The sequence below is a fragment of the Psychrilyobacter sp. genome, from assembly GCF_049671765.1.
Classification (GTDB): Bacteria; Fusobacteriota; Fusobacteriia; order Fusobacteriales; family Fusobacteriaceae; genus Psychrilyobacter.
Map to the genome: position 1 here is coordinate 1 of NZ_JBATVM010000048.1, position 11,039 is coordinate 11,039.

The 11,039-nt window shown below is 30.2% G+C and carries 12 protein-coding genes; all 12 read left to right on the forward strand.

The window, feature by feature from the left end:
- The coding region (locus WBG30_RS02115; RefSeq protein ID WP_424502992.1) for a hydroxyethylthiazole kinase at positions 1 to 639 on the forward strand (639 nt) is incomplete at its 5' end.
- On the forward strand, positions 626 to 1,273 hold the full coding sequence (thiE, locus tag WBG30_RS02120) for a thiamine phosphate synthase (RefSeq protein ID WP_424502993.1): 648 nt from the start codon (positions 626 to 628) through the stop codon (positions 1,271 to 1,273). The genes WBG30_RS02115 and thiE, both read left to right, overlap by 14 nt.
- Positions 1,274 to 1,287: 14 nt before the next feature.
- Positions 1,288 to 2,091: a bifunctional hydroxymethylpyrimidine kinase/phosphomethylpyrimidine kinase gene (gene thiD / locus WBG30_RS02125; protein ID WP_424502994.1), complete on the forward strand. Its 804-nt coding sequence runs from the start codon at positions 1,288 to 1,290 to the stop codon at positions 2,089 to 2,091.
- Positions 2,091 to 2,786 (forward strand): thiaminase II, encoded by a 696-nt coding sequence (gene tenA, locus WBG30_RS02130; RefSeq protein WP_424502995.1) that lies wholly within the window; start codon positions 2,091 to 2,093, stop codon positions 2,784 to 2,786. Before thiD ends, tenA begins: the two co-directional genes overlap by 1 nt.
- Before the next feature lie 59 nt (positions 2,787 to 2,845).
- Positions 2,846 to 3,427, forward strand: coding sequence for an ECF transporter S component (locus WBG30_RS02135; RefSeq protein ID WP_424502996.1), 582 nt, complete (start codon positions 2,846 to 2,848; stop codon positions 3,425 to 3,427).
- On the forward strand, positions 3,420 to 4,955 hold the full coding sequence (locus tag WBG30_RS02140) for an ABC transporter ATP-binding protein (RefSeq protein WP_424502997.1): 1,536 nt from the start codon (positions 3,420 to 3,422) through the stop codon (positions 4,953 to 4,955). The genes WBG30_RS02135 and WBG30_RS02140 overlap by 8 nt, the downstream gene beginning before the upstream one ends.
- Positions 4,940 to 5,662, forward strand: coding sequence for an energy-coupling factor transporter transmembrane component T family protein (locus WBG30_RS02145; RefSeq protein WP_424502998.1), 723 nt, complete (start codon positions 4,940 to 4,942; stop codon positions 5,660 to 5,662). The genes WBG30_RS02140 and WBG30_RS02145 overlap by 16 nt, the downstream gene beginning before the upstream one ends.
- Before the next feature lie 264 nt (positions 5,663 to 5,926).
- Positions 5,927 to 7,078: a hypothetical protein gene (locus tag WBG30_RS02150; protein WP_424502999.1), complete on the forward strand. Its 1,152-nt coding sequence runs from the start codon at positions 5,927 to 5,929 to the stop codon at positions 7,076 to 7,078.
- A 64-nt stretch (positions 7,079 to 7,142) separates the two neighbouring features.
- Entirely contained in the window at positions 7,143 to 8,252 is a 1,110-nt protein-coding gene (locus tag WBG30_RS02155; RefSeq protein ID WP_424503000.1) for a PfkB family carbohydrate kinase, read from the forward strand.
- Between the two features lie 15 nt (positions 8,253 to 8,267).
- A complete protein-coding gene (locus WBG30_RS02160; protein ID WP_424503001.1) occupies positions 8,268 to 9,191 on the forward strand; it encodes a pseudouridine-5'-phosphate glycosidase in 924 nt (307 codons plus the stop codon).
- Positions 9,192 to 9,280: 89 nt separating this feature from the next.
- Positions 9,281 to 10,447 (forward strand): CD0519/CD1768 family membrane protein, encoded by a 1,167-nt coding sequence (locus WBG30_RS02165; RefSeq protein WP_424503002.1) that lies wholly within the window; start codon positions 9,281 to 9,283, stop codon positions 10,445 to 10,447.
- A 297-nt stretch (positions 10,448 to 10,744) separates the two neighbouring features.
- Positions 10,745 to 11,035, forward strand: coding sequence for a DUF2325 domain-containing protein (locus tag WBG30_RS02170; protein WP_424503003.1), 291 nt, complete (start codon positions 10,745 to 10,747; stop codon positions 11,033 to 11,035).
- The last annotated feature ends 4 nt before the right edge of the window (positions 11,036 to 11,039 follow it).

An 11,039-nucleotide genomic window follows, 5' to 3' on the forward strand; every position in this document is an offset into this window, starting at 1 on the left:
GTAATAAATATAGGGACGTTAAATGAAAGGACTATAGAATCTATGATAAGAGCTGGAGAGATAGCAAATCTCAAAGAAATACCTGTAATATTAGATCCAGTAGGTTATGGGTTTACCAAGTTAAGAACTGATGGAGTAGATAAGATATTATCCAAAGTTAAAGTATCGGTAATAAAAGGAAATATTAGTGAAATAAAAGGGTTATTAAAGGGAAATAATGATATCAATGGAGTGGATGTCAGTGCTGGAGATAAAGAATTAACTAAAGAAGATATATTTGAAATAGCTAAAAAAGTATCAAAGATACATAATTGTGTTGTTGCTGTAACTTCAAAAATCGATGTAGTAACAGATGGTGAGAAAGTAGTTTATTTATCTAATGGAAATCATGTAATGTCTGATATAACTGGAACTGGTTGTATGATTAGTGCGTTATTAGGAGTAAGTCTTGGTGGGAATAAAGAAAATATATTTATGGGAACGATTTATGGAGTAGGAATAATGGGTGTATGTGGAGAAATAGCAGCGAAAGATATGAAAAAAAGAGAGTTGAGTACATTAAAAAATAATATACTAGATAAGATTGGATCTATAAAATTTGAAGAATTTTTGGAAGTGTTAAATTATGAGTATAAATAAATTAAAAAGAGAAGAACTCCTCCTCTATGGTGTTATTTCCAAAGGAGATTTATCTCTGGAAAAATATTTAGAAAAAATCAAGCAATCTATAGACGCTGGAGTGACAATACTTCAATTGAGAGAAAAAAATATAGATACTGAAAGTTTTATTGAATTGGGGAATAAAGTAAAAAAAATAACAGATAAAATGGGAATAAAATTAATCATCAATGACAATATAGAGGTTTGTAAAAAAATTAATTGTGAAGGAGTACATATAGGCCAAGGAGATATATCTCCTAAAGAAGCTAGAAAGATATTAGGAGAATACAAAATCATAGGTTTATCTATTCAAACAAGGGAACATCTAGAAAAAAGCATCAGTAGTGATGTTGATTATTATGGGATAGGAGCAGTATTTTCAACTAAAACAAAACTTGACGCTGACAATGTTTCATATTCCGATTTAAAGGCATTATCTTTAGATTCAAAAATTCCTGTAGTAGCTATAGGGGGCATAAATAAATCAAATATATTAGAGCTAGAAGACACAGGAATAGCAGGTGTAGCAATTGTATCGGCTATATATGGTGTAGAAGATACATATAAAGAATCAAAGGTTTTATCTGATTTAGCAAAAAAAATAATTTTTTAGGTGGGGGAAAAAATATGAATACAGTATTAACTATAGCAGGAAGTGACTCTAGTGGAGGAGCAGGGATACAAGCAGATTTAAAAACTTTTACAATGCATAATACATTTGGAATGAGTGTGATCACAGCAATTACAGCGCAAAATACAACTGGAGTAAGATCCATCCAAAATATTAATAAAGAGATAATAGAGGATCAAATAGATGCAGTATTTGAAGATATATATCCCATGGCAGTAAAAATAGGAATGGTATCTAATAAAGAGATAATAAAAGTAATATCAGAAAAATTAAAAAAATATAATGCTAAAAATATAGTTTTAGACACAGTAATGGTATCAACAAGTGGTCATGAATTGTTAGAAAAAGATGCAAGGGAAACTCTTGTGAAAGAACTATTACCACTAGCTTCCATAATTACTCCAAATTTGCCAGAAGCAGAAATATTATGTGGCTTTAAGATAAATAATGAAGAAGAAATGAGGATGGCTTGCCAAAAGATATCTACTTATTATAAGGGGTATATCCTAATAAAGGGTGGGCATCTTGAGACTAGTGAAAAAGCAATTGATATTCTTTATAAAGATGGAAAATATGAAAATTTTGAAAATGATTTTATAGATAATAAAAATACCCATGGGACAGGGTGTACACTTTCTAGTGCTATTGCTGCTAACTTAGCTTTAGGTAAAGATATAGAAGAATCGGTAAAAAAAGCAAAAGATTATGTGTATAGTGCAATTTCAAGTAAGATAGATCTTGGGAAAGGAAAGGGACCTATTAATCATATGTATAAATTTAGTTTAGGAGGTAAAAATTAATGGTAGCACCTAATATAAAGCAAAAAAAAACACTACTAGAAGAATTAAAATATGCATGTAAAGACGTATGGCATGAGTATACCCATCCAGAATTTATAGACCAACTTCAGGATGGAACATTAGATATAGAAAAATTTAGATATTATTTAAAACAAGATTATCTATATTTATTACATTATACAAGATGTTTTGCATTGATGGCGTATAAAGGCGAAACTTTAGAAGAGATACAATTTGCTTTAGAGGGTACACTTTGGATAACAGAGGGAGAACTAGAATTACACAGACAATATAAAGATTGGGGAATAGACACTCATGAATTGGAGGATTCGGAAGAATCTATAGAGTGTATCGCTTATACTAGATATATGAAAGATGTTGGGATGAGTGGAGATTACTTAGATCTAATGATTGCTATTGCTTCTTGTTATATTGGATATGGAGAGATAGGACAAAGACTATTAGCAGATGAAAAAACAATTTTAGATGGAAACCCATATAAAGAATGGATTCTTATGTATGGAGGAGAGAATTATAAGTCTTCTACAATTGAATTTGTAGAGAAATTAAATAGTTATGGTGAAGGTCTGAGTAAGAAGAAATTAGATAAGTTAAAGTTTATATTTAGGGAAGTAACTAGGTTAGAGGTAGCTTTTTGGGATATGGGAATGAGAGGAGATAAAAAAATAAAATAAAAATAATAATAAAGTTGTGTAAAAGAAATTGTTAGTAAAAAAATTAGGGGGAAAAAATAATGAAAAATAAACTAAATATGAGAGAGATAGTAGTCATGGCAGTACTATCAATGGCATATGCAGTTATTTATATTGCTGGTGTAGGAGCTTGGGGAATATTTAATGCAATATTTGGGCCTATTGGAACAGATATAGTATACGGTATATGGTTCATGGCAGCAATAACTAGTATGTATATAATTAGAAAACCAGGATGTGCCTTTTTAGGTGAGATGATGGCAGCTATGTCAGAGGTTTTATTAGGAACGCCAGTAGGAGTAACTATGTTAATAGGTGCAGCAATTCAAGGAGCTTCTAGTGAATTAGCTTTTACAGTAACAGGTTATAAGAAGTATAATACATTTGTTTTAGTTTTAGCTGGAATATTTCCTAGTTTAGGGACATTTGTATATTCATATTTTATGTATGGATATTCTCATTTACCTATAAAGATGATTGTAATGATGTTAATAGTTAGAGTGATTTCAGGTGGTTTGATAGGTGGATATGGTGGTAAAATGGTAGCTGATACTCTAGCATCAACAGGTAGTTTAAACACATTTTCATTAGGAAGAGAGAGGAGGCTAAAATTCAATGGCTAGGGTAGAATTAATAAATTTTAGTTTAAAATATTATGGACATAAGAAAGAAACACTTTCAAATATCAATTTAAGTTTTGATACTGATGAAAAGATACTTTTACTTTCACCAAGTGGATATGGAAAGAGTAGTCTCCTACTTTGCCTTCTTGGTATTATCCAAAGAAATAATCTAGGGGAAACAAGTGGGAAGATTACTATTGATGGTAGAAACATAGAAGAGATGTCCCCTATAGAGATAGCTAAAATTTTTGGAATAGTTTTTCAAGATTCAGAAAGTCAATTTTGTACGATGTATCCTGAAGATGAGATAGCTTTTTCACTAGAAAATTTTTGTACTCCTTCTAAGCAAATAGGAGAAAAAATAGAAAAAGTATTAAAACAGGTAAAGATAGAGGATAAAAAAAGAGAGATGCTACTAAATCTTTCTGGGGGAGAACAGCAGAAAGTAGCTATAGGTTCTTCATTAGCTGTAGAAAGTAAGATGTTATTACTCGATGAGCCAACAGCAAATCTAGATACTTTAGGACGGTGTGAGATAAATGAATTGATTGCCACTCTTGATACTGGATACCTTCTTGTGGAGCATAATTTTGAGGAATGGTTAGATACGATAACAAGGGCAATTATTATAGATAAAAATGGAACTATAAGAGTCGACAGTAACGGAGAAGATTTTTTGAATAAAAATAGAGAGATCTTAATAGAACTTGGACTTTCTAAAAAAGTAGAAGGAAATGAAATAAGCACCTATAATGATAATTTGTTTTTAAATAAAACTGATAAACTTTTAGAAGTAAAAAATTTAAATTTTAGTTATGCAGAAAAAGAAATATTAAATGATATTTCCTTTGATGTAAACGCAGGGGAAATTATAGCACTGTTAGGAAAAAATGGTGCTGGAAAGACTACTTTATCTAAAATATTAGGTGGAATGGAATCAAAATTTAGTGGTGAGATAACTTATAGAGGTAAAAATATAAAAAAAATATCCAAAGAAAAATTATATAGTGAGTTAACCTATGTTTTTCAAAATCCTGAGCATCAATTTATAAAAGATTCAGTGAGAGATGAGATAGAACTTTTTAAAGAGATTCATGGAGAAGAGATAAGTTTAGATGCTATTTTAGAAAAATATAACTTAGAAGGGGTAAAAAATGAAAATCCATTTACTATCTCTGGAGGACAAAAAAGAAGATTATCTGTAGCGATAATGTTATCTAAAAAACACAAGGTCTTAATATTGGATGAACCTACTTTTGGTTTGGATTATTTTAATACTAGAGAATTAATGGTTCAAATAAAGGAGTTAGCTAAAAAAGGGATGGGAATAATTATGATTACCCATAATCTAAATATTGTAAAAGAATATGCCACAAAAGCACTGGTATTAAAAGAAGGGAAAAACTCATATTTTGGTCCTATAAAAGATCTATTTGAAAATAGAAATTTTTTAGAAGAGGCAAAAATTATAAGAAAAGATACAAAACTTTGTGATAGTAGGAAGGTGAAAGCATGTTCAAAGAGATAAATCCAATAATAAAATTAATATGTAATTTATTGGGAGTAATACTTTCATTTATGGTATTTACAGTAGGAGGGCTTTTTTTAATATTAGGATTCACTCTAATAGTTGCAATGATTGAAGGGAATTTAACTAAAAAAAGTTTATTAAAAGTATCGCCGTTATTATTGTTTGGAGTGGGAGTATTTATAACTAATTTATTGTGGGGAAGTGGAAATTTTAGTGATAGTTTTTCATATGATAATTTTATTTTAGGTCTGAAACTATTTTTAAGGATAGTTATTATTGGATCATTAGCAATGAGTTTTTTATTTAATATAGATCCAAATAGAATGTTGATGAGTCTTATGCAAAATTTAAAATTGAATCCAGGATTAGCTTATGGTGTTATGGTAGCTTTTAGATTCTTTCCAATGATGGAAAATGATATGAATATGATAAAACATGCAAGAAATATTAGACTTGGTGGGAGAAAGAAAACTTTTAAAGAGAAAATTTCACTTCCTATACCTCTTCTTGCTACAAATATTAGGAGAGCAGAAAGAGTTGCTATTGCAATGGAAGGAAGAGGCTTTGATAGATTTAATAAAAGAACACACTATAAAAATATACCTTTAAAATTAATTGATGCTATCTATCTTATGGCAATATCGAGTATATTTATTGTAGTATATTTTTACGGTCATGGAAATGGGAATTGGTTAGGTTATTAAAATTTAAACAAGTGGTTAAAAAAATGGTTTCTATATTAAAGTAGGGATCATTTTTTATTTAGATAGAATATTACGTTGTTTTTTATTATCTAGGAAATCACAAAATTTGCAGAACAAATAATAGATTATAAAAATTGGAATTGTGATTATTTGGATGCAACGTCACGTTACTTTTTATGAATAAATAGAATATTTTGGTATACTATAAAAAGAAACTTGAAGTTGCACTTAGACAGATAAAAAATAAGTGATTAGGAGGTAGAAATGAAAAAGAACAAGTTGATATTTATATTATTGTTAGGGTTGATGCTCATAGGATGTAGTAATGTGGAGGAGAGGATAAATAATAAAGCAATCTCTGAGGTTGATAGGGGGAACTATATAAAAGCATCTTATTTATTAAATGATGCTATAAAAATAAATCCTAACTATCTAGATGGAATGGTAAATTATAGAAACGTTTATCCCCAAGCATTAACCCAGGCTGTTGAAAAAATAGGTGAATATCAAAAAGTATCTGATTATAAGTTAGAAGCTTACGCTTATGAAGATCTTCTAAAGTTAAAAAATAACTACTACTATGCAGATGATCTTGTTCATCAAAAACTAGGGTTGAGTCTGGAAATACCAACAATTGAAGAGCTATATAAATTAAAAGGAACAATGGGTAAAGTATACTATAGTGCAGGAAATGAATTAGAGGAGAGAAAGTTAAATAGGGAAGAAAAAAGAGAAAAATATTTTCTTTATGAAAGAGGTGTAGAGTTATCACCGAAGTATAAAGATATTGTAGATCATCGTGAAAAAGCCTATCAAAAGGCTTTAGTTAAAGCTATGATTAAATTTTCTAAAAATACTCCTACTATATACAAAAATAATTTAGAAAGTCAGGTAAAGGCAAATATTGCTAAGGGTAAAAAAAGAACTCTTATAAGGTTAGTACCTTTAGATGATAAAAAGTTTGTATATGCATGGAAAAACAATAAAGCAGATAATATAATAAATACAGGAATAAAAATAGATTTAAATTACATAACCAGAACTCCTGAATCTATAAAAAAATCTGTAACACCTTTAACTTGGTCGGAGCAGTATGTTGTTAATACTAAAAATGGCCCTGTAGTAAAAAACATTAGAAAAACATATTTTAAGCATGATTTTTATAAGTCGGCAAATGTAAAAGTTAGTTTTACATATATCATGAAAGATACTTCTACTGGTGAAATCATAGGATCAGGAACATTTGATGGAATAGGAGAAGATAACTATAAATGGTCTACTTTTTCAGGAAATATTCCTAAAGCTCAAAGTGGAAAGAACTATGTAAGAAAATTAAAATCTAAGAAAGAATTGACAGAGATAGCCCTAAGAGATGTAGTTTTGAAGATGTCACTGGATATATCGGATAAAATATAGTTGACAAAACCATAGATGTATATTAAACTAATGTTAAGAAATAAACATTAATTAAGGAGTAGTTATGACTAATAGGGAAAGGGAAGTTTTAAAATTAATTGAAAGCAACCCCATGATCTCCCAAGAGGAGATAGCAAAAATTCTTGAAATCACAAGGTCTTCTGTGGCAGTTCATATAAGTAACCTTATGAAAAAAGATGTTATTAGGGGGAAGGGATATGTTTTATCTCAAGAAGAACCATATATCTGTGTGGTTGGAGGATCAAATATTGATATTCAAGGTTGTCCTAAAGATACACTTATTCTAGGTGATTCCAATCCAGGAAGTGTAAAAACATCTTTAGGTGGTGTAGGAAGAAATATTGCAGAAAATCTTACTAGGCTAGGCGTAAGGACTAAATTTTTAAGTGTAGTAGGAGATGACGAGAATGGAAAAAGAATTCTTGCTCATGCTAAATCGATAGACCTTCATATGGAAAATACTTTGGTAGTCAAGGGGGAGAGTACTTCTACTTACCTTTGTGTATTAGATGAAAAAAGAGATATGAATGTGGCTATATCTTATATGGATATTTTAAAAAATATGGATATAGACTATATAAAAAAGAATGATTATATCATTAAAAATTCAAAATTTTGTATAGTAGATGCTAATCTTCCAGAAATTTTGGAATATTTGATAAATACTTATAATGTACCATTTATTTTAGATACGGTATCTGCAAGTAAAGCAAAAAATATAAAGGAATTCGTAGGTTATTTTCATACTATAAAACCTAATAAGATGGAAGCAGAAGTCTTGTCTGGAATAGCTATAAATAATGAAGAAGACCTTAAAAAAGCTGGGAAATACTTTGTGGATAAGGGTGTAATAAATGTTTTTATCACTTTAGGAGCAGATGGAGTGTATTATAAAACCCCAAATATTGAGGGAATTATAGTCCCCCCTACAATGGAAATGGTAGGAGCCACAGGAGCAGGAGATGCTTTTGTAGCAGGGTTAACTTATGGACTATTTAATAATAAAGATATAGAGGAAGAGATAAGGTTTGCTATTGGAGCATCTATTTTGGCAATATCTTGTGAGGAGACAATAAATCCAAATATGACATCTAGTTTGGTAAAAAAAACAATAGAAAATTTAAAATTTAAAAATAATAAAATAATTTTATAATAAAAGGAGTATATTATGTTAATTTATGAAAAGTATGTAGATATCAGTACTGAAGTTATGGTGGCATTGGATTCTGGAAAACCAGTAGTAGCATTGGAATCAACTATTATTTCCCATGGAATGCCTTATCCTATGAATGTAGAAACAGCACTTAAAGTGGAAGATATAATTAGAGAGGGTGGAGCAGTTCCAGCAACCATAGCAATCTTAAATGGTAGGCTAAAAGTAGGATTAACAAAAGAAGAAATTGATTATCTTGGAAAAGCTGGAGAAAAAGTTATCAAAACTAGTAGAAGAGATATTCCGTTTATTATTGCAAAGCAACTGGATGGTGCAACTACTGTAGCTTCAACAATGATAATAGCTAATATTGCAGGAATCAAAGTATTCGCGACTGGTGGTATTGGAGGAGTGCATAGAGGTGCAGAAACAACTTTTGATATATCTGCTGATCTAGAAGAGTTAGGAAGAACAGACGTAGCTGTAGTTTGTGCAGGAGCAAAATCTATACTAGATATAAACTTAACTTTAGAATATTTAGAGACTAAGGGAGTTCCTGTAGTAGGATACCAAACGGATGAATTACCTGCTTTTTATACTAGAAAAAGTGGATTTAAAGTAGATTATAATGTCCAGAACCCAAGTGAATTAGCACTTGCTTTGAAAGCTAAATGGGATCTACACTTAAATGGAGGATTTGTAATAGCTAATCCAATTCCAGAAAAATATGAGATGGATTTTGATGTGATTACTAATGCTATCAATAAAGCTGTAGAAGAAGCGGAAAGATTAGGAATAAAAGGAAAAGAAAGTACACCATTTTTACTAGCTAAAGTAAAAGAATTAACAGGTGGGGATTCATTAGAATCAAATATTGAGTTAGTTTATAACAATGCGAAATTAGCAGCAAAATTAGCTGTAGAATACTCTAAACTGTAGTAGAAATATAATATCTTCTTGCTAATAAGTTCACAATGGTGTATCTTATTTAGTAGGAAGATTTTTTTTGTAAAAAAATAGGAGGAAAAATGAAAAAAAAATACAAAAAATCCATTAGTTTGGAAGGGATACTTGCAATTTTATTAATTATTGGAGGGGTGTTTTACACAGCCAATATAATGGGTGGGATAAACATGATCAACACGATAATGAAAACTACTCATGATTTACTTTTAAATACGGTGTTTTTCATAATGGGAATAGCTGTTTTAGCTGGAGCATTAGCCGGAGTGCTGTCGGAGTTTGGAGTAATATCCATAGTTAATCGAGTTTTATCACCGCTCATGAAGCCACTTTATAATATGCCAGGTGCAGCTGTTTTAGGAGTTATTACTACGTATTTATCTGATAATCCAGCAGTTATAACTTTAGCAGAAGATAAGGGATTTAGAAAATATTTTAAAAAATTTCAATTACCAGCTCTTACTAATTTAGGAACGTCTTTTGGGATGGGATTAGTAGTTTCAGCTTTCATGGTAGCCCAGAGTAGTATAGCAGGGGAAAGTTTGATAGTGCCAGTAGTTATTGGGAATATTGGAGCTTTTATAGGAAGTATAGTAAGTGTGAATCTTATGTTGATGTTTACAAAGAAATTATATGGGACAGAGGAATATATTGATGGAAATAATAACTATGACTCCAATGCAGACATCCTAAATTACCGTGAAGTAAGAGATGGAAGTGTCACTGGAAGAGCACTAGAAGCTGCTTTAGAAGGTGGGAAAACAGGAGTTAAGATGGGGCTAGAAATAATTCCAGGGGTTCTTATTATCTGCACCATGGTAATGATGATGACAAATGGACCTAGTCCAGATGGGTATACTGGTGCAGCCTATGAAGGAATAAAATTATTACCATTTATAGGGGATAAATTATCATTTATATTTACACCTATATTTGGGTTTCAGCATTCAGAAGCACTAGCTTTCCCTATTACATCTTTAGGAGCAGTGGGAGCGGCTATAAGTTTAGTACCTCAGCTTTTGAGAGATAAATTAATTGGTGGAAATGAGATTGCAGTATTTACAGCAATGGGAATGTGCTGGAGTGGTTATTTGAGTACTCATGTAGCTATGATGGATAGTTTAAAGTTTAGAAATTTGACCGGTAAGGCTATATTTAGTCACACTATAGCTGGATTGGTAGCTGGATCTTCTGCACACTTTTTATTTATTTTTTATACTGCATTTATGTAAAAATATTATTATTGTGGAGCTTTCTATTTAGAAAGCTCCTTTTTTTATTGTATAAAAAAGTTATACTCACAACGAAAATCAACAAAATATTATTAATTTACTCAATAAAAATAGAATTTAGAGATTAAATCTATGATATATATAAGAATAGAACATAGATTAGATATAGTCAGAATGGAAGATCACACGGATTTATTTATTTTTTATCAAATAAATTTGCAAATGTTTTCTTTATCATATATAATGGATAGCATATAGTTTGACTTTCAAATTAAATTAAAAAAATTAGGAGGAGTTATGATAGCAATAATTGGAGGAGTAAAAGGGATAGAATTTGAATACAAAGGCCTGATGAAGAAAAATAATCTCAAATGTAAAATATATAATCAGAATTGTCCTAATTTTGAGAAAAAAATAAAAAATTGTGAAGCCTGTATAATGTTTACAAATACAGTAAGTCACAAGCTTTCGATCTCGTGTAACAAAGTCTGTAAGAAAAATGATATAAAATTAATAAGAGTTCATTCAAGCAGTATAAATAAATTAAAAGAAAGTATCAGCGAAGTATGTGAATATTTAGAGGAGTAGGAGG

What these genes read in the sequence shown, in the direction of transcription:
- tenA (WP_424502995.1), top strand. Translation starts at nt 2,091, where the DNA reads ATGGTAGCACCTAATATAAAGCAAAAAAAAACACTACTAGAAGAATTA.
- WBG30_RS02140 (WP_424502997.1), top strand. Translation starts at nt 3,420, where the DNA reads ATGGCTAGGGTAGAATTAATAAATTTTAGTTTAAAATATTATGGACAT.
- WBG30_RS02165 (WP_424503002.1), top strand. Translation starts at nt 9,281, where the DNA reads ATGAAAAAAAAATACAAAAAATCCATTAGTTTGGAAGGGATACTTGCA.
- thiD (WP_424502994.1), top strand. Translation starts at nt 1,288, where the DNA reads ATGAATACAGTATTAACTATAGCAGGAAGTGACTCTAGTGGAGGAGCA.
- WBG30_RS02135 (WP_424502996.1), top strand. Translation starts at nt 2,846, where the DNA reads ATGAAAAATAAACTAAATATGAGAGAGATAGTAGTCATGGCAGTACTA.
- WBG30_RS02150 (WP_424502999.1), top strand. Translation starts at nt 5,927, where the DNA reads ATGAAAAAGAACAAGTTGATATTTATATTATTGTTAGGGTTGATGCTC.
- WBG30_RS02160 (WP_424503001.1), top strand. Translation starts at nt 8,268, where the DNA reads ATGTTAATTTATGAAAAGTATGTAGATATCAGTACTGAAGTTATGGTG.
- WBG30_RS02155 (WP_424503000.1), top strand. Translation starts at nt 7,143, where the DNA reads ATGACTAATAGGGAAAGGGAAGTTTTAAAATTAATTGAAAGCAACCCC.
- thiE (WP_424502993.1), top strand. Translation starts at nt 626, where the DNA reads ATGAGTATAAATAAATTAAAAAGAGAAGAACTCCTCCTCTATGGTGTT.
- WBG30_RS02170 (WP_424503003.1), top strand. Translation starts at nt 10,745, where the DNA reads ATGATAGCAATAATTGGAGGAGTAAAAGGGATAGAATTTGAATACAAA.
- WBG30_RS02145 (WP_424502998.1), top strand. Translation starts at nt 4,940, where the DNA reads ATGTTCAAAGAGATAAATCCAATAATAAAATTAATATGTAATTTATTG.